The sequence below is a fragment of the Paenibacillus phyllosphaerae genome (assembly GCF_014192105.1).
Classification (GTDB): domain Bacteria; phylum Bacillota; class Bacilli; order Paenibacillales; family Paenibacillaceae; genus Paenibacillus_Z; species Paenibacillus_Z phyllosphaerae.
On the sequence record NZ_JACHXK010000001.1, the window covers coordinates 79,746 to 103,243 of the forward strand.

Here is a 23,498-nt window from a genome sequence, read left to right on the forward strand (position 1 = left end):
CTCCTTTTAGCTGCGAAGTACGATTTCTTGATAAATAATCGAGACGAATGCCACGATCTGCTGCATCAGGCTGAAGAACAGCATGCATAAGAATGCCATGAAGCCCATCGCCACGATCGTTAGGATCCCTGTCGCGATCGTCTTCATCGGCGAATATTGATGCACCGTCATATTGCCGACGAACATCAGGAACAGGAACCAGGCGACGGCGACGCTGCCGGAGAAGCGGAAGAAGCTGGTCTCCTGCAGCGAAATGACGTTGCTTAGCCAAATCCAAGGGAAATTGATGACCACAAGCGGGATCAAGGCAAAACAGGTCGAGGTGAAGATCTCTTCGAACTTCCCTTCCCCGTCCATCAGGGTCGTCAGCGACCAATTCGCCACGCACCAGAACAATACGGGCACGACGACATATACGATCTCCATCAGGCTGTTCATGTTATCCGGGTTCACCACTTGAACGAGAAACCCGCTGTACTGGGTCTGCAGAATATTCGTCAGCGCCAGCAGGAACAGAATCGCGAAGGAAAGGATCAGATTCGTCTTCTTGCTGCGCTCGTATTTGAGATCCCAGTAGCCATTGAACGGATGCATGATGAGATAGAAAGGGTAGTTAACCAGCTCACGCTTCCATGGGAACATTCTTCTTCCCTCCCTTGTGCTTCAAGTACCGTCTTAAGAGGACAAGCGCGACGGCCAGTACGGCAACGCCGGTCATGATGGCCGTAAAATGCTCCCGCAGCACTTGCTTGCGATAGAGAAGGAACGCCTTCGAGTAGCCCTTTTGGTCCATGCTCTGCTTGAAATAGCGCATCGCATCGCCATACTCCCCTTGTCGCAGCAGCGCCTTGCCGATCCCCGAATAGGCGAACTCGAGATTGGCATTCATGTTGATCGTCTGTTGGAACAGTTCGTAAGCCTTCTCTTCCTCGCCCTTATAATAGCTGCGGACCGCTTCGTTCAGCGTCCGTCCGTATTCGGTCGATTGGAATACCGTAATTTCGCCAAGCGCCTGGTCAAGCACCAGGTAGTCGTCCCCGAGCCGCTCGATCGCAACCGGCGTATTGAATTCCCCGAGCTGATTGCCGATACCGCCGAAGACGTACATGAAATGGCCGTCGCCGTTATACGTGAAGATCCGGCCCCGCGTCGCGTCGAGTATGGCGAAGATCTCGCTGTCCGCCACGTCGATATCGACCAAACGCGTAGGGCCGTCGAGCGACGTAAAGCGGATATCGCCCTCCGGAGGGAAATACCCCTCCCGCCGCAGGATATCGCTGCCCTGCGCATTCAGCTTCTTCACGTTATCGCTCGCTTGGCCGTTGGTCGCATAGAGGAATCCCTCGTCGTTAATGTCCAGATTCGTGAACTCCGTCGGCGTGAACATGACCATCTGGCTGCGCTGCTGCCTCGTCGAGAGCATCTTCCATAGATAATCGGTCGGATCGAAATTAACGCGGTTGGCCCCGATGAAAGACGTGAAGTCCCCGGACGCGCTGAATTCCATAAAGCCGTCATAGACGCCGGCCGCCATGGCGTAGATACGCTGCGCCTTGTCCGCGACTACCCGCACCGGTTCAAATTTGAACCCTTCGGCCAGCAATTCGGACTTCGGCGAATCGATCACTTTGACCAACCTGCCGTCTTGATCCAGGTGGACGATTCGCTTGTTGCCCGTATCCGCAACGATCAGCTCCTGCCGATCGGTCACGAACAGCCCCTGGGGATTCAGGAACGATTCCTGTTTGCCGTCCCGCTGGAAGGAATCGATAACGCGCAAGAGCTTGAATTGCCGATCCAGAACAAGAATCCGGTTGTTGCCGCTATCCAGCACATAAAGCTGTTGATCCGCGGTAACGAACAGATCCGCTGGATTCTTCAGCTGCCCCGCTCCGAGCTTCGCGCCGTTGTAAAGGGAAGTCGCCTCGTAGGCTCGGGGCGCGGCAACGGTATCGCCCCAGTACGAATAATTGTAGGAGCTGGCGCCGTCATTCGCATGGACGAGCGTTCCTCCCGCTCCAAGTCCGAGCAGGCAGCAAATGGCAAGGAGAAGGCATCCTCTTAGATGCGCGATCCGTTTAAGCATCCTGCATCTCTCCTTTCTACTCTTTCATCCCGGAAGTCGCCATCGTCTGGATGACGCTGCTCTGGGAGATGATGAAGAGCGTGATCGGCACAACCATGAGGATGAGCGCGACGGCTGCCCCGACGCCCGCCCTGGCGATGCCCCCTTGCGTAATTTGGCCGAGCGCGTAATGCAGCGTCTTCAAGTTCTCGCTATAGATGAAGCTGCCGCCATCGGTTCCCCACAGCATCGGAAACTGCAGAATCATCAGCGTCAACCAAGCGGGCTTGACGTTCGGCATTACGATCGTCCAATAAATGCGATACTCGCTGGCCCCGTCGATCTTCGCCGCCTCCAGCAGCGCGTCCGGAATCTGCTCCATGAACTGCTTCATGAGGAACAGACCGAGCGGGAAGGCAAGCGACGGCACGATGATCGAGGCATGCGTGTTGATCCATCCGAGCCAGGACATGACCATGTAGTTCGGAATCGCGGTGACATGCCCGGAGAACATGAGCGACAAGACCACGATGGAGAACAGCACCTTGGAGCCCAAGAACCGATACTTCGCCAGCGGATAGGCTGCCGCCGAAGCGAGCAGGATATGTCCGGCCGTACCGGCAATCGTAATAAGCAAGGTATTGCCGATATAACGCGACAGCGGTACCCACGAATTGCCCATCAACGCAATCAGATCGTAGAAGTTATCCATCGTCGGATTGTTCACGAATATCCTTGGCGGGAAGATAAATAACTCATCCAACGGCTTGAAGGCATTGTTGATGGCGAATACCAGGGGCAGGCCCATGAATGCGCCGAATACGGCCAGGAAGACGAACAGAATGAAGCTGACGGTAAATGAACGGTTGAGCTTCTTGGGCGCTCTGAAGACGGAGATCACTTTCATCACCAAGGTCACTCCCCTATCTTTCGCAGCAATTTCTGCGTCAGCATGTTCGTGCCGATCATAAGTCCGAAGAGAACGGTCGCAATGGCCGACGCGTAACCCATCTCGAAGCGGATCGTGCCGAAGTCCATCAGATGGGTAACGACCGTGTGCGCTGCGTAGTTAACGCTCGGGAACCCGGCAAGCGCGATCGAGATGTCGGCCACCGCGAAGGCGCCGGTAATCTGCAGCACCGCGCCGAACATCAGCTGCGGCCGCATCGAAGGCAGCGTAATGAACCATAGCTCCTGCCAGCGGTTCTTAATGCCGTCCACCGTCCCGGCTTCGATGAGCGATTTGTCGATCGTCTGCAAACCCGCGATGAAGGCAAGGAAACTGGTGCCAAGGCTTAACCATAACTGGACGATAATCACGATCGTCAGAATGTACTGCTCGTTCGTCAGCCATTGAATCGGCTCCAGCATGAATCCGTATTTGATGAGAATTCCGTTCAAATACCCATAGCTATCCCCCGAGAACACGATCAGCCAAATAAAGAACACGTTGCCCGAAATCGATGGCGCGTAGAAGATCAGCGTCATGACGGCCCTGACCTTCGGCGACAGCTCATTAATGATCCAGGCGAATAGAAAACAGGCGAAGTAGCTGATCGGGCCCGTAATGACCGCGAACATGAACGTATTCTTGAGCGCGATCATGAACACGTCGTCATTCAAGAACAATCTGGCGTAATTCTCCCATCCGACGAAGCGAGGAAACTCCAGCATGTTGAAGTAAAAGAAACTGAGCCCCAGCGAGAAAACGACCGGAATAACCGTGAATAGGAAGAAAATGATCATGTATGGGCTCATTAGAATGTAGTAGTGCTTGTTTTTGCCGAGCTCTCTTGCAATCTGCGCCAATCTGCTTGGCTTGCGGGGAGGATAAGCGAGATCGGAGACGGCCCCGCGCGTTGTTGTTTCAGCTTGCACCGGCTTTTCACCCCCTGCCTAATTCGGTAAATTAAATTCCTTCCGTTTGATCGCGATTTCGTCGTTCATGTACAGGATATAGTCGGACAGCGCCTCGCGCGGGTTCTCGCCTGCGTTGACGACTTTGCGGAACGCGTTATCCAGATGCCGTCCGGTAAAATAACCGCCCGGAACCTGAGGAATGCCTTCCACCCACTGCCATTGGCTCTCCAGGTTTCGATAGTCCTTGATCGGCCACGGCAGCTCCATCAATGCTTCGATATTCGCCGTCGGATACCGGGCGGCTTCGCCCATCAATCCTTCCATCTCCCGCCCGTACGCAACCTGCGTATCCTTATCGGTCCACCATTTCATGAATGCCCATGCCGCTTCCTTGTCGGCTGCATGCTGAAGCATCATCACCGCCGTCGTATGGCTGGCGACTTCATGATTCACGCTGCCATCCTCCAAAGCCGTGCCGGGAACCATCGTGAAGTCCCACAAGCCTTTGATCTCCGGGGCCATGACCGTCAACGAATTATAGGTCGTATAATCGGCGATCCCGATCGGCATCTCGCCCGTCCGGAACCGGTTCGGGAAGTCCGCCAGCAGCGGGAATTTGTAGTTCGTGTAGAACTTCGTCCACGTCTTGAACGCTTCCATGGCAATATCCGAATCTAGCGCGCTCTTCTTGCTGTCATCCCGGTAGAACTTCCCGCCATTCTGGTACAGCAGCGTCGCGAAGGTCGCATTCGGGACGAGCGTTGCGTTGTTAACCGCCGTATCGATCGGCAGCCAGAACTCCATATTGTGCTTCTGCAGGACGGAGATCATGTTGTAGACATCCTGCCAGGTCTTCGGCGGCGTAAGGCCCAGCTCGGCCAGAATATCTTTGCGGTAGAACAGCATCGGGAACGTCTGCTGCTCCGGCAGCGCGTATATGCCGTCGTTATAGGCATACGGCGTGAGCGCGCTGTCGCGGAAACGGGAGGCAACCTCCTTGTAATCCGCAAAGTCGGTCAAGTCCGCTGCTGCGCTCCGCATCGCATAGTTGACCGGCAAGTCTTCGCCGATCTGCATCGCCACGTCCGGTCCTTCGTTTGCCAGCGTTGCCGGCAGCAGGATGTTAGGCGGCACGAGACGCAGCTTTACCGATATGTTCGAATCCGGCGTGAAGGTATCGTCGATCAGGTTCTTCAGCACCTGTGCCTGATCGCGCCCGGTCGTGATCCAGACCGTCACCGAGCGTTCGTTTTCCCCGGTATTGCCGATGCTGTCGTAGTCCTCGGTATAGGAAGCGATATAGCCGCCGAGCTCATGCTTCACGCGAGCCCATGTCGACGCTTCCGCCTTCGGCAGCTTCGCTTGCGGCGAGGAGACGACCAAGTAATCCAGGGTAAGCGGCTGCTCCCTGACGGTCAGGATCCACGTGCCAAGGCCGCCGACGTTCGTCTTGAACGACTTCATCTGTCTGGCGACCGTCTCCGGCTTAGCTGCCATGACTTCCAGCTGCCTGACCATCGTATGAAGCACCGCTACCTTGTCGCTTCGTTCTCCCGTCGTCCGCTCCAGATAGTCGGCAACGCTCCGGATCGTGTCCGCCTGCTCTTGGAAGACGGTTACCATTTCCGGGATCCGCTTCTCCAGCTGATAATCGCGGTAGGGGTCCGGCGTGTTCGACGTAATGATGAGGATTTTGCGGTACATCTCATTGAGCTTGAGGACGCTTGACTCGATCGTGCGCAAGAGCGGCGCGATCTCGCCCAAGGACACCGCCATTCGGATCGTATGCGTGCCCTTGGTCAGATGAAACCAATAAGGTTCCTCGCCGCCAAGCACATCCATCTTCCAATCCGTGCCGAAAGGAAACCGGATCCGTTTCATTTCCTTGAACGGGTATTCCCCGTCGATCATGAGGCTGCGCGTGCTGTATACGCCTCGCAGTTGATCTTGCTTGCGCTTGAGCGCGATTTGGTACAAGCCGTCCTCCGGCACGTCGATATTCCACTCGATCCACTGGCCTGGCAGCTTCCAGTTCAGTCCGCCGATCGTATTGACTCGGATCTTGGACACGTTATACGGAATAACGGACGGACTGGATCGGTCGGATAACGGATAGAGCGTCGGGGAAGACTTGAGCGCGGCCTCCTCGGCCTGTACGGTCAGCAATTGCTCCCGAGCAGGCGCAAGCCCCTTTGCCTCGTATTCCTGTTTCAGCTCCGCGTAGGGCTTTACGGCTTCCTCTTGGTACAGCTCGATGTAATCGACCGCCATCGGCTCTCTGGAGGCCGTAAGCGACAATCGCTGCTTCCCTTTATCGAAATAAAATAAATACGGCTCGTCATAATAGCCCTCGCTATCCTCAAATGGCGCAATCTGCCATCCTGCTTTCTCCACCTGTCTCGGGCGCAGTTCATTGCCTCTGTCATCGCGCCTGATCTCTGCCTCCCGATTGCCCCACAGCCGATCGAACGTTAGCAACTCCGCGCCTTTGAACGGCACCTGCCCATTGATGGCCAATTGCCTTTCGATGGCCGAGCTCTTCCCCTCTAACGGGTAATAATGAATTCGGATATTGTAAAGCCCAGGCTGATCCACCTGTACATCCCAGCCGATCGAGCCGGTCTCCGGCGTAATGACGGCCTTGCCGTCCAAGCCCTCGAGCCGGTCCTCGATTCGAACGCCATCTCCTGCCGCTTCCGCAAAGCGCTCTCCTTCGATCCGGATCACCTGATCGGGGCGCTCCGCGCGCTCGTACTGTTCCAAATAGCTGTCATAGCCGCCGTCCGATTCGTCTGAAGTGACGATGGCCTCATAATCGCCCATCCCCATCGCGCGATCCGCCCGGTCCGAAGGATAGAAAGCCCACATGGACACAACGATCGCGATCAGGACCAGTATGGCTAACCCGCGCTTGTTACCTCGAACGTTCAACACTTCTCCCCTCCTCGCTGCAAACGATCCTCATGGAACAACAGTCCCCGTTTTAGAGGGTTCTAAAAGGGGACTGTTGCCCGGCATTCAACGTCAACGGCTATTTTTTATACACTTCGTCAATGGCCGCTTGGACCGGCGCTTTGAACTTATCGATAACGGTCGATACCGAGTTGCCTGCGGTCAGCTCGCCGATAATATCGTAGTACGGCAGATTCGGGAACGTATTGTGGTCAAGAACGAGCATGCCCTCCGAGGCCGTGCGCGAATTCTGAATGTCGTCCTCATCGGTATAGTTGCTCTCGAGCGACGCTTGGTCCGGATAGTCGTAGATCGAATCAATGTCGTTAATCTTCTCCCAGATGTACATCAGCTGCTCCGGATGTTCGACTTTCTTCGGAATCGTCAGCGCTTGGAAGAGCGCTTCGCCCGAATGATAGGCCGTGGCGCTAGGCCCTTTCGGGAAAGGAACGAAGCCGATATCGTAATCCTTCATATCCGTCTTGAGGCCGCTGACTTCATAGCCTGCGCCAGCGTACATCAGCGTGTTGCCTTGACGGAAGAATTGGCCCGGTTCCGTCCAGTCGCCGCCTTCCGTAGGCCGGGCGACTTTCTCGGTTGCGATGCGGGAGAGGAAGTCGAATGCTTCGACGGTCTTCGGATCCTCCATATTCTGCTTATCGCCGAGCGTTAAGCTTGTTTCGTTGGAGTAGAGCGCTTGCTCCATCACGCCGCCTTGCGCAAGCCCCCACGTATCCAGCTTGCCGTCGTTATTCGTGTCTTTGTTCGCTTCCTTGGCGACCTGAACGAACGTTTCCCAGTTCCAGTTGTCTTCATTGACATACTCTTGGAGCGGTTTTAAGCCCAGTTGATTCATGAGCGTGCGGTTATAGTAGATGCCGGTAATCAGATTGGATTGACTCTCGGAGAAACCGTAGCCTCTGCCCTCGTATTGCATATACTCGTTCGTGACCTTCTGATTGAACACGTTCGAATTCTTCGTATATTCATCGACCGGCCATAACAGGTCTTGCTTGACCAGCGTAGGAATCGAATAGGTCTTGCCCAACCGGACGATATCGCCGATCGGCTCCCCGGCCAGCAGCGAGGCGACGACCTTCTGCTGATATTCGCCGTAGTCGATCGCGACGTATTCCATTTTGAAGTTATGCTTCTTCATCAGTTCATCCAGATTCTTCTTCTTCTGAATGTTGTCCGGGTTGTCTTCCGGAATCGCCATATCCCACCACGACACGACTTTGATCGTTCTGCCGCCCATGTCGAAGTCCATTTCCGGCGTTCCCAGCTCCTCTTCCGCATTGCCTCCCGTATTGTTCGAAGCGGCAGGCTCGTTCGTCCCCGCTCCCCCATTCGCATTCTTGGCAGCGGCATTGCCGTTCTCGTTGCTGCCGGCATTCTCCGTATTGCCCGATCCGCCGCTGCATGCCGCCAAACTAAAGGTCAACATCAAGCTCGTGCATAGTAGAGCCGCTTTTTTCAATCGCACATTGATCCCCCCTGAATTTGGATTACAGGGAAAAGTGTAGCGCTTACATTTTAACCGAACAACCTGCTTCAATTTAGATCAATTACCCGACAAACTATAGAAACTCCCATTGCGCAAGGCTTTCCGCGGGACCCGTATTTGCAAAAGGTAAACAAATGGTAGACGCCTAAAGAAATGCACATTGTCTACCCTATGGCAGGTTGAACATAATGAAGTCATGGGAATCAAAGACCGTGTGCAGCTCATTACCGAATGGAAAGCGAGGTTCTAGCCGTGTATAAGGTACTGCTTGTTGACTCCAATCGACGTTCAAGGGAAGAAACGCGCCAGTTGGTGGACTGGAGGCGTTTGGGCTTCGACATACAAACGTATGCGGACCATGCCTCCGACGCGCTGGCTTACATCGACGGCGGGCAGATCTCCCTCATTCTGATCAGTCTCAAGGATTCACATGCCGAAGGGATGTCGGCCTGCGAGCAGATTCGCCAGAGAAGCCGCGTCCCGATCATTCTTATAGGCGGCCCCGATGAATTCGATGTGGTCCGGAAAGCTTTGACCTTTCAAGTAAGCGATTACATCGCGCATCCGATGCAGGCAGCGGATCTTATCGCGGGTCTGCAATCGGTGATGAAGCAGCTGGATGCCGCTTCGTCGCGAGCCTCGCAGCCGTTATGGAGGACGTCATCGGCCAAGGATCCGGATAAGCCGATCATCGATATCGTCAAACAATTCGTGCAGGAGCATCTGAACCAGAACATCACCCTCAAGATGCTCTCCAGCCTGCTCCACTTCAACTGCGCTTATCTCGGACAGAAGTTCAAGGATCACGAGAACATGTCCTTTAACGAGTATCTCCTTCAGCAGCGCATGGAGAGGGCCAAGTTGCTTCTCGAGCAGACCGACATGCGCATCTACGAAATCGCGAGCGAGGTCGGCTATACGGAGATCGATTGGTTCTACAAGAAGTTCAAAGCCTACACGGGAGCAAGCGCCAACGAGTACCGGAAGCAATGCGTCATTACCGCGTGAACCGATAACAAAAGACAGCGACAGGCTAGAGCGATCGATATCGCCCTAGCCTGTCGCTGTTTCGTTGCAAGGTTGCTTACGCCTTCACGACTTCCCTGTATGCGCCTTTCGGCTCGTGTCGGGCATCGAACAATAACGGCCAATTCTTGCGGCCGCGCACCGGAAAATAGTCCAGCCACGTATAATCGTCCGCCGCGCCCCAGAACGTCACGCCTGTCAGCACACCCTTATATTCGCGGAATAGCCGGAAGAACTGTCCGTAGCGCTGCTCCTGCAGCCGGAGCATCTCGTCCGTCGGATCGTTCAGGTCGGTCCTGCGGTCGTCGAAGGCAAACATCGAGACGTCCATCTCGGTGATCTGAAGCTTCACGCCAAGAGACGCATAGCGTTCGATGGCCTCCCGAATGTCATCCAGGGAAGGATCGAGCAAATTCCAGTGCGCCTGAAGCCCGATCCCGTGCACCGGTACCCCCTGCTCCAGCAAGGATCGGACGAGCCGATAGATTTTCTCCCGTTTGCCGGGATTGCATTCGTTGTAATCGTTGTAGAACAACTGCGCGCGAGGGTCGGCCTCGTGGGCGAACCGGAACGCCTGCGCGATAAAGTCCTCGCCGACCGTATGCAGCCACTTCGAAGGCCGCAGCCACTCATCGCCGCCGTCGGTGACCGCTTCGTTCACGACATCCCAGCAATAGACGGTATCTTGGTACCTCGTGACAACCGCGTCGATGTGCGCTTTCATTCGGGCAAGCACGGTCTCCCGGTCGGCCGCACCTCCCTTGCCATCGTCGAATACCCAATCCGGCGTCTGGTTATGCCACACCAGCGTATGGCCCCGCAGCTTGAACCCGTTCGCTCGGGCGAACGAAGCGATCTCGTCGGCAGCCTCGAACGTATACGTATTCTCGGCCGGATGTAACCGCTCGAACTTCATTTCGTTTTCTGCCGTCAAGCTGTTGTAGTGACGGAGCAGCAAATCGCGCTGGCTTACGATCGTACGGCTATTCACCGCCGCGCCGATCAGGAAATCATCCTTGAAAGCTTCCGCGAGCGATTCAGTTGACCTCGCGTGATTCGTTTCACCCATTTGTACGCCACCTCTCTAGGATTACGTGTACCCCATAAAGTTTAGCGCTTCCGGAAACCGGCAACTACCCGTCGATCGGTACGATTTCACCTGACGAATCATAGGTTATTCACGCCCTCTCTCCTCTGGCGGCAGCAGAATAATGCGTCCGTCTTCCATCTCGACGCGCACCCTGCTTGCATCCTTGAAGCCGTCCGCATCGAGATAGCCTGCCGGGATTTGCAGCCGTCCCGCCTTATCGAGAACGGCATACTCGACATGGTTCTCCGGCCCGTATTCGGCAAATTCGGCGTTCAGTTGGGCCAACTCCTCGGCATACGATACCTTGCGCAGAATCTCCGCGGACGTTTTCCCGTCGCGAATCTGAACGACGCGGTCCACTTTGCGGGCCAGCAGCGGATCGTGCGTCACGATCACGATCGTAATGCCGGTCGTCTTATTCAGCGTCCGGAACAGGTCAAGCACCTGGTTGGACGTCTTCGTGTCCAGCGAACCCGTCGGCTCGTCCGCGAGCAGCAGCTTCGGCTCATTGGCCAGGGCGATGGCGATCGCCACCCGCTGCTGCTCGCCGCCGGATAATTCGCTAAGCCGGTTCTTCAACCGATGGCTGAGGCCCACCGCTTCCAACAGCTCCATGGCACGCGCGCGCCTGCGCTTGCCCCGAAGCAGAATCGGAAGCTCCACGTTCTCCAGCGTCGTCAAATACGGGATTAGGTTACGCGCATTGTTCTGCCAGACGAAGCCGACCGTCTCCCGCTTGTAGGCCACCAAGTTCTTCTCGCGCAAGGCCGCAAGGTCCTTGCCGTCTACGAACAGCTTGCCCGCCGATGGTTTATCCAGGCCGCCCAGCAAGTTCAGGAGCGTTGATTTGCCGCTGCCGGAGTTGCCGATAATCGCCATCAGTTCGCCTTCCTCCACCTGCAGGTCAAGCCCTTGCAAGGCGACCACTTCCAGATCGGCCGTCTTATATATTTTCACCAGTCCTTCGCTTCGGATCATGGGCTACTCCTCTCCCAGCTTCAATGCCTGCGTAATTCGCATCTGCGATAAGCGGTAGGCAAGTATGAGCATGCCGATCAGCAAGGTGAGTCCGACAATGCTGTATAACTGCACGTAATCGGCAAGATGGTAGACGATCGTGAACGGCGGCACTTGCTCCGTTGTCGCGAACGACAATTCGAACAGCGGGACGAACAGCTCGCTGGTCAAGTTCCCGATCATAACCCCGGTCAAGACAGCAGCGCCGGAAGTGAGCAGCTGCTCGCTGAGGAGCATGCCGATCATCTGCGGGAACGGGATGCCCATGGCGCGCAGCACCCCGTATTGAAGCGTTCTGCCCGATAGATTCAAGATCCAGAAGAGCAGGAACCCCATGAAGCTGATCGACATGGAGATGACGAAGCCAAGCGTCATGACGCCGTTGATCGCGAGCCGGAACGGATCGTTCTTGGAGGCAATCAATTCCGCCCGTGCATCGCTGAGACCGGTTACCCGCAGCTTGTTATCCGCCAACTGGTCGTAGATCAACTGGCTGGATGCGCCTTCTTGCACCTTCAGCCAGACTTCATACGGCTCGACGGCAAGCCGATTCTGGATCGCATCCAGATGCCCGACGACCAAATGCGGCTTCGCGGACTCGGCCGCTTCGTCCTGTCCCCTGGCAGGTAGCGGATTCCAGCTCGGCCAGTAATCGATAATGCCGTAGACCGTGAATTGCGCCTCATCGAGACCGTCCCATGCGAGGCTGATCGGGTCGCCCGGCGCAACCTTCGCTTCCTCGGCGAGCGAACGCGAGATGAGCACCGCCTTCGGATTCGGCGCTATCAGATTCAGATAGCTGTTGATGGGATATTCCAGTAGGCCGTTCTTCATCCAGGCCGTCCTTCCGAATTCCGCCGTATCGATGCCGAATAGCGTTGCCCCGCCGCTATTCTTCTCGCTGCCCGCGGTAAACCGCGCGTCCTTCTTGAATACCCTTGCGGCCGATTCCACGCCTTCCAGCTCCCGGAACGGCTGGAACGGCGGTTCGGTATACTGCGTCCTTCGCGTCTCCGCAAGGCCGAGATCGGTCTGCGTCTGCTGCGCGCCGCCCGCGTAGACCGGAGCGGGCGCATCGTTCTCCCAACGCGTCGTCAGCGCGATATCGGCGCCGATATCATATTGGATCTTGCTCTCCATATTGTCATTGATCGTGCGGGCCGCATTGGCGCTGAAGAGTCCGGTCGAGACGGTCATGATGAGAAACACCTTGATCGTGAGATATTGCCCGGATGAACGGCTGATTTGGATCAGCGTGTTATAAAGCGCGGGCGGCCACAAGCTGCGGCCAGCCCAAAAGATCAGCCGGATGCACCATGGATAAATTCTAAGAACGAGCAGCCCGCCCCCGAGCGCAAACAAGGCCGGCATGAGGAACAGGAGCGGATCGATCTGCAGCGCATCCTGTTCGAGCGCGAGCCGCTTCAGATCCGCCTGCCTGTTGTTGAAGTTGTACAGCAAATAGACCGCAAGGCCGACAAGTACGAGGTCCAGGCCTGTCTTATGCCAGATCGACATTGCGGCCAGTCTCGCCATCCGCTGTTTATGGCCGACGATCGTTACGCGCGTCGCCATGAAGGCTGGAATGAGAATAAGCAGAATGGCACCGGCTACCGCGAGTGCGGCCACTTTATAGGCGGTACTGGTCAGCGTAACCTCGAGCGCGGAGCGCTGCACGAAGGTCAGGAAGCCGTTCGAGGCGCCGAGCAGCTTCGTGAACCACACGCCCGCGAACGGTCCGACCGCCAGCGCGCTCCCGCCAAGCAGCAGACTTTCCACGGTGAACGACGCCATAATCTGCAGCCTGCTTGCGCCACGGCTGCGGAGCACGGAGATCTCCGTTTTCTGCCGGTCGATGACCAGATTGGCCGCCATGTACAGATAGAAGGCCAGCATCAGCATGACGGGGGAATAGAGCGACAGCATCATGACGTCCAGCTTCTGCTGCTTGCCCGCGTAGGAAGCCACGGTATCGCTTGCCGGAATGTTGACTTCATCCACGCCAAGGCGCCCGCGGAAATAACGTTTGATATCCTTGCTTGCTTCCAGGTACGAATCGACATGATCGACCGTCAGTTGATTGTAATTCAGCGCCAAGCGCCACTCCAGATCGGAGACCCGCGCCTTGCCGCCTTGCGTAAATTCCTTCTCGAACTGCGCAAACGGAATAATGAACCCGTCCGATACCTCCGTCGCCAGAAAAGGCAGATAAGGGTCGGCGGCCGGATCGGTATCGATGATGCCTACGGGGATGACGCGGAACCGCTCCCCTTGCGGCGATTCCACGACCAGCTCCTCCGTCAGGTCCCGCTTGGCGGAGATGAGGAATTTCTGCGTGACCAGCGCTTCGAATATGCCGTCCTGCCGTACTTTGGGCATCCGCCCATCGATTAGCCGGACGCGCTTCTCTACGTCGGACAGCGCCTTGAAGGCGCCGGCCGTCTTCTGCGATTGCTTCTCCTGAACGCTTGCATCCGCGCCATACACCTTCATCCGCTGCGTGAAGCGCTGCTGATAAAAGGACAGCGCCGCAAGGCCCATCCGCTCGGGAATGCCTTGCACGTACCGGTCCGCACGCGCAATCGCCGCTGTCGTCTTCTCGTCCATCGTCGACGAAGAAACGGACGTGCTGATCCTGATGAAGCCCGGGTACGTGCGGCTTTGACTCTGCACGAGCTCGAGCTCCTTGATCAGCGTCCGCTGCAAGATGGCTTCCGAGTACAGCGGCATGGAGCTGAACAAGGCCACGCATACCGTTAAACCGAACCACAAATTCAGCTGCAGCCATTTATTCTTGGCCATCTTGCGGAGGATCATTATCCATAAAGCCATACTCGCACCTCATTCTGGCGCCCGGTCACAATCCGGGCTTGTGTATAGCCTGCATGTTCTTCCTTGTTAATGATTCAGAATCACCTTGTCGCCTTCTTGAAGCCCTTTGACGACCTCCACCTCGGTCGGCGTCGTCAGGCCGATCTCGACATCGACCTCCTTGCGGAGTTCGCCCTCCGCGACCTGTACGTAGTACCGGCCCATGTAAGATCGGAGCGCTGAGCGCGGAAGCACGATCGCCTTCTCCCTCTTCTGCAGCTCGATGGTCATCTCGGCGCTATGGCCGATTTGAATCCCTGCCGGCGGATTGTCCATCCCGATGATGATCGTGACGGCGTTCTTCTCGGCCTTGGATGCATCGGCTCCGGCTGGCACATCGGAGGGCGACTGCAGTACCTTGCCTGCGTAATCCTTGCCCTTGTATTTCAGGCTGACCGGCATGCCCGCTTCGACCGCCAGCACATCCTTCGCATTGGCCGCCGTGTAGGTGAGCTGCATGCTCTTCGAATCCGCGACCGTAATGATCGGCTGATAAGCATTCACGCGTTCGCCTGTTTTGAGCTGCTCGATGAAGATGACGGTACCGCTGATCGGGGCATACAGCTGCGCCTTCGATAAGCGGCTTTCCATCGCCTCGAGCGACATTTTCTCCCGCTCCATATCGATTTCCTTGAGCCGCAGATCCGTTGCGCCGGCTTCGTCGAATCGCGCTTGGCTGTAGAGCAGCTGCGCACGTTCCAAGCTGAGCCTCTGCAGCCCCAATTGAAGATCTAGGTCACCCGTCTCCAGCTCGCCGAGCAATTCGCCGGCCTTCACCGTTTGGCCAAGCGTGACGTTGACCGATTTGAGCTGTCCCCCGTCTTTGAATGAGAGCGCCTTCACGTTCGAGGATTCAAAGGTTGCATTGCCCTTCAAGAACGTCTGGATACTGCCGCGCCCAACCTCCACCACGTCTAATTCCTCCTGGGCAGGTTCCACAAGCGGCGGCTGCAGCACCGCATCCTCGCGAGGGAGCAGCGAGCACCCGGAAAGCGCGAACGCGATGAGCAGCAGCATTGACGCTCGCCTCAATAGGGGTGTCCTGTCAGATAAGCGGCTTGTTATTCGTTGTCTGCGATACAATTCGTCCATCCTCCAATGCGATAACGTGATCGACAAGCTCCATAATGCCGGGGTCGTGTGTCGTTAAAATAATGGTCATGCCGGAGTGATTCACCAGATCCCGGAATACGCGCATCACTTGAAGCCCCATCTTGGTGTCCAGCTCCGCTGTCGGTTCATCGGCGATCAACAATCCGGGCTCATGCGCGATGGCACGCGCAATGGCTACCCGCTGCTGTTCCCCGCCGGACAATTCCATCGGCCGATGCTTCATCCGCTCCTTCATGCCGACCCGGGATAGCGCCCGTTCGGCTGCTTCGCGGTTGCCTTTCGTCGGCGTGCCCGCGACGCGCAAGCCGAATTCTACATTCTCGTAAGCGGACATGAGCGGGACGAGGCCGAAGGACTGGAACACGAGTCCGATCTCTTTGCGCCGCAAGGCGCTTCGCTCCCTGCTCGACAGACCGGTTATCTCCCTGCCCCGGAGAAATACATGCCCCTCCGTCGGCTCGTCGAGCGCGCTGAGAATATTGAGCAGCGTCGTCTTGCCCGAGCCGGATCTCCCCTTTAGCGCTACCATCGATCCGGCGGGCACCGTTAGATGAACATCTGCGAGCGCGGTGACGGCGGCATTCCCTTTACCGAACACCCGCTTAATGCCTGTCGCCTTCATAAACGCCTCATCGGCAGCCTCTCTTTCCTTCTCCCCTAAAGCGGTCACTGCAATCCCCCTCTTCCTTGGTTGCGCTTTCATTATAAGTAAGCCATGAAGCGCGCAACAACGTTCATTTCTTTACTTCGTAGCCGATCGATTACCGATTGGAAGAGCAGAACTAAAAGGGCTTCGCCCTTCGAAACCGTCTTTTGTCGCCTCCCCCACCCCTCCATCGGAGGGGATGCAAGGGCCATGGCCCTCTGCACACCCAAAATTAGCGTGGCTTCTACGCGGCCGTCTTCGATGTGTCCTTTCGTTGCTGGCCCGCTATTGTCCCAGCGTATAGGTTTGCAAATCTTATAGACTTGCAAACCTATACGCTCAGTATGGACAAAGCTCTCTGTTCGAGCTTCGTTCACAACGGTTTGCCTTGGGGAGCAGACCTGTATTCGTAGTGCGTGTATGCTTACTTCCAGCTATTCCTCGCTGAAGTCCGCATGCGGACACGCTTTACTTTTATCCACAACTACTTTCATTCATCATTACCTCAACAACAAGAAAGGCCGCCGATGCAGCCGGCGGCCTTGAGCTCAACTATTCCTACTCTTCGCTTTCCGATTCGTTGAACTGCCAGTTGAGCAGCTGAAACAGCTTCCCACCTTGCTCGCCTTTGAACACCAGGTACAAATCGCGCACGCCCTGGGCGCCTGTCACTTGCGTCTCCGCTTCCGACCGCGCCGCTTCCCCTGCTGGCGGTATGCGGAGCGTGCCGATTCGTTCGCCATCCGCTTGATCCAGCCGGAGCTCGATTGCTCCTTCTGTATCGCCGCTCAGGAAGGAGGCCTTGAAGGAGGAGGCGCCTCGCTCGCCGAAATTCACGCGGGACAACGCGATCCAGTCTCCGTTGTCGATACCGGTAACGGCCAGCGCCGCATTCAACGGCTCGCCGGCGTTTGCCGCAGCTTCCGTCGCCACGCCCGCGCTCCATCCCATCGTCGCAGCATCTGCGCGGACGTATGGATTGAAGTCCTTCACCTGTCCGACGCCCTTGTAATCCGCTTGGATCTCCATAATCGCGCCGTCCCGGAAGACGACCTGATTCAGATGCGTGGAGCGGTAGCCGTTCGGCACGCCGATCGCTTTGGCCAACGTCTGGGCATGGTAGGCAATATACCATGCATCGCCGAACGAGAAGATCGCATGGTGATTGTTGCCGCCGATGCCGAAGAAATGCTCCGGATTCTTCAGAATCGGGCCTTTGTACGTCCATGGCCCCATCGGATGATCGCTCGTCATGTAGGCGATTTCGCCCGCCGGCGGACTTCCTTCCGAACGCTCGCCTCTATAGAAGTTCGAACAGTACGTATAGTAATAGGTGCCTTCGAATTTGTTAATGCCCGCATCCTCGAACATATACAGGGCAGGGATCATGACGGCCTCGCCAACCACGCTGACCATATCGTCTCCCAGCTGCATCACGCGCGCCGTATTAGGCCACTCGTCCTTGCCTTCCGGAACGCCGCCGCCAAAATAAATATAGGCCTTGCCGTCATCGTCGACCAATACGGCCGGGTCGAATAACCACGTCACATCCGCTACGCCCGGCGTCGACCGCAGGATTAACGCTTCGCCAATCGGGTCCACCCATGGGCCGGTCGGGCTGTCGCTCGTGAGCACCCCGATTCCGCTCGCATTGTTAGCGAAATAGAGGAAAAACCGATCTTTTCCGTCCATCACTTTATGCACCGCTGCCGGCGCCCACGATTGCGTCGCCCACCTTGCCGCTCCTTCCGGGCCTGCCGCAACTATGTTGCCATGATCGGTCCAGTTCACGAGATCGTCGGACGAGATGACGCCGATCTTGTTGATGTTACCGTAGGTATTGTCTTTCACCTTGCCCTCGGCATCATATTCCAGCACATCATTCGTCATGTACAGATAGACACGGCCGCCGAACACAAGCGCATACGGATCGGCACCGAATTTATGGGCGACCAACGGGTTGCCGGATGGCGGGATTTTACCCACCGCTTCCGTGAATGGGGTAACATGGGCATGACTCATCGATAATCTCCTCCTTATGGATAGCGAACAAATACTATTACTATATCAACCCGAAAACTAGGTTAAATAATTAGGGAGACGTGCTCCCCTTCCGGGTTAACCGTAAGACGCGCACGCGTCGCGGTATTCCTGCGGCGTCATTCCGGTCGACTTCTTGAAGAACCGCGTAAAGGAATGGGCGGCTTCATAGCCGACGAAGGCGGACACTTCGCGCACCTTCAGTTCGCTCTCCTTCAGCAGCTCCTTGGCTTTGCGGAGCCGGCACTGATCAATATATTCCGATAGATTGACGCCCTTCTCCTGCTTGAAGAACCGGGACAGGTAAGAAGGGTTGAAGTAATTAATCTCGGCCAGCCGCACCAGGGACAAGTCCTCGCTCAAATGGGCTTCGATATACTCGCATATTCGGTCGATGACCGAAGCGGCCTTCTCCATCTCGCCAGTATGCTTGATGTCTAGAATACGATCCGCAATCTGATGCAGATATTGAATCCCCTCCTTTAAGGACGGATGCTCATCCAGACGCATCAGTTTGCCGTAATCGCCGATTTGCTGGTGAAGACCGCCGCTGTTAATCGACGATAGCAGCACGAGCGCGATCGTATAATAAGCTTCCGTGTTCCGCTGCACGTTCGCGCAGGAATGGACCATGCAGCCCGTTATTTCTCCCATGCTTTCATAGAATCGCTCTCTTCGGCCGGCTTCCAGATGCGCGGCCAACATCTCCGCCTTCCGGACGAACTGGCCTTCTTCCTTTGAGCCCGAGGCGTCATCCTGCTCCATCCGGTCCGTGATCACCAGAGGCAGACCATCCGCCAGCATCATCTGCTGCAGCTGGCGAAGCCGCTCGGACTGCTTCGTAATGGACACCCATTCACAGGCCTCGGCGCTGATCGTGAACGTTATCGCCACATCCATCGACTCGATGCACGTATCCGATATGAGCTCCAGCGTACCTTGCAGATAACGGGTAAAGTGGCCGTCGAACTTTTCTTCCGCTTGCTCGGAGGGCTGGATCAGCCATAGTAATTCGCCATGCTTGTGGACGATTCCGATCTGACGGGTTCGCTCCGACAGATAAGAATTCCAAGTCATTCTTACCGCGCTTAACAGCTTGCTCCGCTCGGAATAGTCCATCCCATTCGGATAAGACAGATGGCCGCTCACGAGAACGACGGGAAGCTTCGGATCCAGATGGATATTCAGCTTATCGAATTCCTTGCCAAGGCCATCCTGATCCTTGCAAAGGACGTGGCTCTCCAGGAGCAGATGGCGGATATAGTCGCCCTGCGCCTTATACTCCAACTCGTAACGTTGCTCGAGCGACTGCTCGACCAGCTCGCTCATCCTTACGCTTTGCTGAATCTCCTGAATGACTTCCTTCACGACTTCCGTCACTTTGCCGTACCCTTCCGTCTTGAGCAAATACCGTGCGCTATGCATCTGAATCGCTTGGTAGGCATAGTCGAACTCGCTGTAGCCCGTAAGGAAGATGATCTTGCATCTTGGCCAGTACGTCCGGATTTCTTCGGATAGCGCAAGGCCGCTCATGCCCGGCATGCTGATGTCCGTCAGCACGATATCGATCCGGGTGCGCCTCAGCCACTGGAGCGCTTCTTTGCCCGAATAAGCTTTGCAGACATCCAAGTTGTCCGGCATCCATTGGTGGAACACTTCGTATAATCCATCCGTGATGATGTCTTCATCGTCGACGATCAGCAACCTAAGCAATCCCATCCCCTCCTTCGAGCTTCATTCGAATGACGACCTTTAACCCGCCTAATTCGCTTCGATCGATCAGCAAGCCGCTTTCGTCGCCATAGATCAGGGCGATGCGCCTGTGAATATTCATCATCCCCGTCATTTCGTACGATTCCGATGTACTGCCCAGCCGCTTGCTCAAAGCTAGAATCTGGTCATCGCCGATATCGGTTCCGTTATTCTCGACGATGATGCGCGCTTCCGCCTCCTCCAGCTCGAAGGTTACGCGGAGCAGGCCTTCGCCGTCCATTTTCTCCAGGCTGTGCTCGTAGGCATTCTCGATAATCGGCTGGATAATCAGACGCGGCACCCGAATCTTCTCCATGGGGACCGGCAGCTCGTCGAATCGGACCTTAATCCTCCTCGAGAACCGGAGCGTCTGAATATCGGTATACATCCGGGAATGCTTGACCTCCTCGGATAACGGTACGTGATCCTCGCCATTCCTGGTGATGAAGCGGAAGTATTCGCCGAGCATATTCGTGAACAACTCGATGCGCTCCGTGTCCCCCGTTCTGGCCAAAGAATTGAGAATAAAGAAGCTGTTGTACAGGAAGTGCGGATTGATCTGCGACTGAAGCTGTTTCAACTCCGCCTTTTGCATCATCAGCTTCTGCTTGAAGTCTTGGTCGATCAATGCCTGCAGCTTCTTCAGCATGTGGTTAAAGCGATGATACAGGAAGCCGAATTCATCCTTTTGCTCGTGTTCGATCGGAATGTCGAGCGTACCTCCTTCCATTCGTCTGAAGCTTTGAACGAGCAACAGCAGCGGCTTATGCACGAATCGGTATGTCGAATACGAATAGATGATAATCGCGACGAAGGACATGATCGCGAACAGCCAAGCCCAAATTTCGAATTTGCTCAGCGGCCTGCTGACGGTTTTCTCGGGCAGGAAGGTAACGACGGAAACCCCCAGTTGATCGGAATAGGCTTTGTTAAAATGATAGGTTCCACCTTCCAGATCCAACAATTGGGTAGCGTCCGCGCTGCGCGCAGCTGCATGCAAATATTGCTGCATCAGGCCATTGGCCTGCCGGTCGCTGGCGAGCGTAAATCCCGCATATTCGACCGCCAGGAACGACCCGCTCGCCGGATACATATTCAGCTGGCGGAGCGATTCCTTCAGCTTCTCGGGATCGAGTTCAATCTGGACGATGTACAGCGGTTCCTTCCCGCTCTTCCCGCTGTTTTTGGCCGCGCTAAGGTGAAGCGTATCGTTCCAGGCCAACAATCGGCCTTCCTTTTTTGTCAAGAAGCCTTGCAAGTGCCCAAAGCTCGCCTCATCAAATGCGGTCACATCCTTGGCCGCCGAGACGGTCTTGCGGAGGGTCCGCAGATGGATCACCACATCCTTGATGTATGGGCTGCTATTCTTGATCGAGGTCAGCCGGTGCATCAGGTAATTCATCCCCGACGTTCTTTCGATGCTGTCCATCATTTCCCAGGTAATGGCCAGCTTGTTCAGATCATTGTCCTGCAGCAAGTCGAATTGTTGGATCTCCAACCATTCGAGTTCCCGGTCCAAGTCCTCCAAATAATAGTTCAGCTGCGTTAAGGTCGCGCGGGAAATTTCCTGGCTTGCATTCTTATAGCTCCAATTGTATAAGTACACGCCTAGTATGATGATGGGCAGAATCACGACCAGATACGTGAGCACCAAACGGATGAATATCGTATTACGTATCGAGTTAACAGGGAATCTGAGCAAGTAAACGCCTCCGTTGTTACGTGATGCTAGGATGATACGTCCTGCGAGGTATGGATCATCGTGAACGGACTTGATTGACCTCTGCGGTCATTTTGTCTCCCCCCAGCTTGCGCCACTCCTCTACGAACTGGTCAAATTCCTGGATAGGCCGGCCTAGGATGATATTCGTGAAGACTTCGATCTGGAGATTATCCAGAACCGTTTTCTTCTCGATCATGGTCGCCGTCGGAGCGCCCACGAAGCTCTCGTATAGCAGCTGGCCATCCTTGATATATTGTTCAAGAACCGCGAAGGCTCCCATCGGACCGTAAGTCCGTTCCCACCCCCATCCGCTCTCGCTATCCGGTCCCTTCGCCTTATATACTTCGATATTCTTGCTGATCGCTTTCGCTTCATCCTTCAGTACGGATGCATTCCCCGTGAGCCGAGCCTCTTCGAGTTGGCGGAAGGCCTCCAGGTTCTTCATCAGCGGATAGGGCGTAACGGGGGACAGCTTCCAGACGGGCTGAGGGGTGCTGTAATAGGTTTCGTATTCGGCCGTTTCTCCCCAATTCTTCTCCAGATGCAAATTGAACAGCTTGACGACCGCTTCCGGATGCTCGTAGCCTTTCTTCACGGCGTAATACTGGTACGTGCTGAAAGGAAGCGGAACCTTGGGCGCCGCTCCTGATCGCGAGACGATCGGGAATGCCTGCCACTCTGCCGCTATCGAGCCGTCGTTGCGGCTGGATTGGGCAAGAAACGATCCCCATTGCTCCCCATAGAACATGCCGATTTTGCCTGCCGCAATCAATTTGGCTTCCTGTACGCCGTCCTTAAATCCAAAGTCGCTGTCGATCTGGCCGTCCCGGTACATCGCTTGAAGCTGTTGCAAAACTTCTTTCACTTGAGGTTGAATGCCCCCGTATACAATCTTGCCGGCGTCATCCTTGATCCACATCGTCGGGTAGGCATCATAGCCGGCCATGAAGCCGCCAATTCCCATGACGGGATCCCACAGATACTGCGTGAGCGCAAGCCCGAAGGTATCATCTATCCCGTTCATATCCGGGTCCTTTTCTGTAAACGCTTTCGAAATCGTCAAGACGTCGCTTATCGTGCGGGGCGGTTTCAATCCGAGCCGGTCCATCCAATCCGTGCGGATCCATAAGTACTTCGCCCCCTCAATGGAGGCGTTCGTATCCGGAATCGCCATGAGCTTGCCATCGATGGTTGCCGAATCGAAGGGCCCCGTCCCCTCCTGGCTCAGAATCTCCTTGGTCAGCGGCGATGCATACGTATCGTATACGTCCGTCAAATCTTGAATCATGCCCTGATTGCTGAGGGATCTGAGCTGCTCGGCATTCACCTTGACGACATCGGGAATATGGCCTGAAGCAAGCGCGACGCCCAGCTTCTGCCGATACAGGTCGCCTTGCTCAATCCAATCGTATTTGATTCTAATGCCGAGTATCTCTTCATAGAGCCGGGTCCATCTGTTATCGGCGATCGTTTCGCCCGGCAATGCTTTGATTAAGTCATCATCGCCCTCTCTTACGAAAGATAGCTCGATCGGCGGATCATACTTGTCAAGCCCCTTGTCCTGATACATCATCTCCGGCGCTTCGTTAGTGTTATCCTCGCATGCGGACAGAAGTTGAATGGACAGGAATGCAGCAAGCATGAGCTTGACCTTCTTCACGACAGGATACCGCAACAGGTTAACCCCATTTCAGATGAAATGATATCCGGCAGGCTATCTGATCTCATTATGTAAGCTATAGCCGGGCTTCACAATACACATCTCTTTATTTCGTTACCATTTCTTTACTTAATTTAAATACGATTTCGCTTCCCGATCTCCTTCCCGGAAGGAAT

At 55.7% G+C, this 23,498-nt stretch carries 16 protein-coding genes; 1 reads left to right on the top strand and 15 read right to left on the bottom strand.

Going from position 1 to position 23,498, the window contains the following annotated elements:
* Positions 1-6 precede the first annotated feature (6 nt).
* The 6 genes from FHS18_RS00270 to FHS18_RS00295 all read right to left on the bottom strand — a co-directional run bounded on the left by FHS18_RS00270 (position 7) and on the right by FHS18_RS00295 (position 8,363).
* Complete coding sequence (locus FHS18_RS00270; protein ID WP_183595776.1) at positions 7-642, bottom strand: YIP1 family protein; 636 nt, start codon at positions 640-642, stop codon at positions 7-9.
* Positions 623-2,086, bottom strand: coding sequence for an NHL repeat-containing protein (locus FHS18_RS00275; protein WP_183595778.1), 1,464 nt, complete (start codon positions 2,084-2,086; stop codon positions 623-625). Before FHS18_RS00275 ends, FHS18_RS00270 begins: the two co-directional genes overlap by 20 nt.
* A 16-nt stretch (positions 2,087-2,102) precedes the next feature.
* Complete coding sequence (locus FHS18_RS00280; protein ID WP_183597230.1) at positions 2,103-2,972, bottom strand: carbohydrate ABC transporter permease; 870 nt, start codon at positions 2,970-2,972, stop codon at positions 2,103-2,105.
* 8 nt (positions 2,973-2,980) lie between these two features.
* Complete coding sequence (locus FHS18_RS00285; protein ID WP_183595780.1) at positions 2,981-3,943, bottom strand: ABC transporter permease subunit; 963 nt, start codon at positions 3,941-3,943, stop codon at positions 2,981-2,983.
* A gap of 18 nt (positions 3,944-3,961) precedes the next feature.
* Positions 3,962-6,793 carry an extracellular solute-binding protein gene (locus tag FHS18_RS00290; RefSeq protein WP_183597232.1) on the bottom strand — a complete coding sequence of 944 codons (2,832 nt, stop codon included), beginning with the start codon at positions 6,791-6,793 and terminating at the stop codon, positions 3,962-3,964.
* 163 nt (positions 6,794-6,956) lie between these two features.
* The gene (locus FHS18_RS00295; RefSeq protein WP_183595782.1) at positions 6,957-8,363 is read right to left on the bottom strand and encodes an extracellular solute-binding protein; all 1,407 of its coding nucleotides are present in this window, start codon (positions 8,361-8,363) and stop codon (positions 6,957-6,959) included.
* Positions 8,364-8,636: 273 nt separating this feature from the next.
* Between FHS18_RS00295 and FHS18_RS00300 the strand changes: the two genes are divergently transcribed.
* Positions 8,637-9,392 (top strand): helix-turn-helix domain-containing protein, encoded by a 756-nt coding sequence (locus FHS18_RS00300; protein WP_183595784.1) that lies wholly within the window; start codon positions 8,637-8,639, stop codon positions 9,390-9,392.
* 76 nt (positions 9,393-9,468) lie between these two features.
* Here FHS18_RS00300 and FHS18_RS00305 read toward each other — a convergent pair whose 3' ends face one another.
* The 9 genes from FHS18_RS00305 to FHS18_RS00345 all read right to left on the bottom strand — a co-directional run bounded on the left by FHS18_RS00305 (position 9,469) and on the right by FHS18_RS00345 (position 23,235).
* Positions 9,469-10,479 (bottom strand): endo-1,4-beta-xylanase, encoded by a 1,011-nt coding sequence (locus tag FHS18_RS00305; RefSeq protein WP_183595786.1) that lies wholly within the window; start codon positions 10,477-10,479, stop codon positions 9,469-9,471.
* Positions 10,480-10,584: 105 nt separating this feature from the next.
* A complete protein-coding gene (locus FHS18_RS00310) occupies positions 10,585-11,478 on the bottom strand; it encodes an ABC transporter ATP-binding protein (RefSeq protein ID WP_183595787.1) in 894 nt (297 codons plus the stop codon).
* A gap of 3 nt (positions 11,479-11,481) precedes the next feature.
* The gene (locus FHS18_RS00315; protein WP_183595790.1) at positions 11,482-14,349 is read right to left on the bottom strand and encodes an ABC transporter permease; all 2,868 of its coding nucleotides are present in this window, start codon (positions 14,347-14,349) and stop codon (positions 11,482-11,484) included.
* 66 nt (positions 14,350-14,415) lie between these two features.
* Positions 14,416-15,420 (bottom strand): efflux RND transporter periplasmic adaptor subunit, encoded by a 1,005-nt coding sequence (locus tag FHS18_RS00320; protein ID WP_246427382.1) that lies wholly within the window; start codon positions 15,418-15,420, stop codon positions 14,416-14,418.
* A 13-nt stretch (positions 15,421-15,433) separates the two neighbouring features.
* Positions 15,434-16,123: an ABC transporter ATP-binding protein gene (locus tag FHS18_RS00325; protein WP_183597234.1), complete on the bottom strand. Its 690-nt coding sequence runs from the start codon at positions 16,121-16,123 to the stop codon at positions 15,434-15,436.
* Positions 16,124-16,705: 582 nt separating this feature from the next.
* Positions 16,706-18,169 (bottom strand): glycoside hydrolase family 43 protein, encoded by a 1,464-nt coding sequence (locus tag FHS18_RS00330; RefSeq protein WP_183595793.1) that lies wholly within the window; start codon positions 18,167-18,169, stop codon positions 16,706-16,708.
* 96 nt (positions 18,170-18,265) lie between these two features.
* Positions 18,266-19,900, bottom strand: a complete 1,635-nt coding sequence (locus tag FHS18_RS00335) for a response regulator transcription factor (protein WP_183595795.1) — start codon at positions 19,898-19,900, stop codon at positions 18,266-18,268.
* Positions 19,893-21,641 (bottom strand): sensor histidine kinase, encoded by a 1,749-nt coding sequence (locus tag FHS18_RS00340; RefSeq protein WP_183595797.1) that lies wholly within the window; start codon positions 21,639-21,641, stop codon positions 19,893-19,895. Before FHS18_RS00340 ends, FHS18_RS00335 begins: the two co-directional genes overlap by 8 nt.
* A gap of 55 nt (positions 21,642-21,696) precedes the next feature.
* Positions 21,697-23,235 carry an extracellular solute-binding protein gene (locus FHS18_RS00345; RefSeq protein ID WP_246427419.1) on the bottom strand — a complete coding sequence of 513 codons (1,539 nt, stop codon included), beginning with the start codon at positions 23,233-23,235 and terminating at the stop codon, positions 21,697-21,699.
* Positions 23,236-23,498 lie beyond the last annotated feature (263 nt).

Coding starts and splice junctions, on each gene's coding strand:
- FHS18_RS00270 (WP_183595776.1), bottom strand. CDS start 642: ATGTTCCCATGGAAGCGTGAGCTGGTTAACTACCCTTTCTATCTCATC.
- FHS18_RS00275 (WP_183595778.1), bottom strand. CDS start 2,086: ATGCTTAAACGGATCGCGCATCTAAGAGGATGCCTTCTCCTTGCCATT.
- FHS18_RS00280 (WP_183597230.1), bottom strand. CDS start 2,972: ATGAAAGTGATCTCCGTCTTCAGAGCGCCCAAGAAGCTCAACCGTTCA.
- FHS18_RS00290 (WP_183597232.1), bottom strand. CDS start 6,793: ATGTGGGCTTTCTATCCTTCGGACCGGGCGGATCGCGCGATGGGGATG.
- FHS18_RS00305 (WP_183595786.1), bottom strand. CDS start 10,479: ATGGGTGAAACGAATCACGCGAGGTCAACTGAATCGCTCGCGGAAGCT.
- FHS18_RS00310 (WP_183595787.1), bottom strand. CDS start 11,478: ATGATCCGAAGCGAAGGACTGGTGAAAATATATAAGACGGCCGATCTG.
- FHS18_RS00315 (WP_183595790.1), bottom strand. CDS start 14,349: ATGGCTTTATGGATAATGATCCTCCGCAAGATGGCCAAGAATAAATGG.
- FHS18_RS00325 (WP_183597234.1), bottom strand. CDS start 16,123: ATGAAGGCGACAGGCATTAAGCGGGTGTTCGGTAAAGGGAATGCCGCC.
- FHS18_RS00330 (WP_183595793.1), bottom strand. CDS start 18,169: ATGAGTCATGCCCATGTTACCCCATTCACGGAAGCGGTGGGTAAAATC.
- FHS18_RS00345 (WP_246427419.1), bottom strand. CDS start 23,235: ATGATGTATCAGGACAAGGGGCTTGACAAGTATGATCCGCCGATCGAG.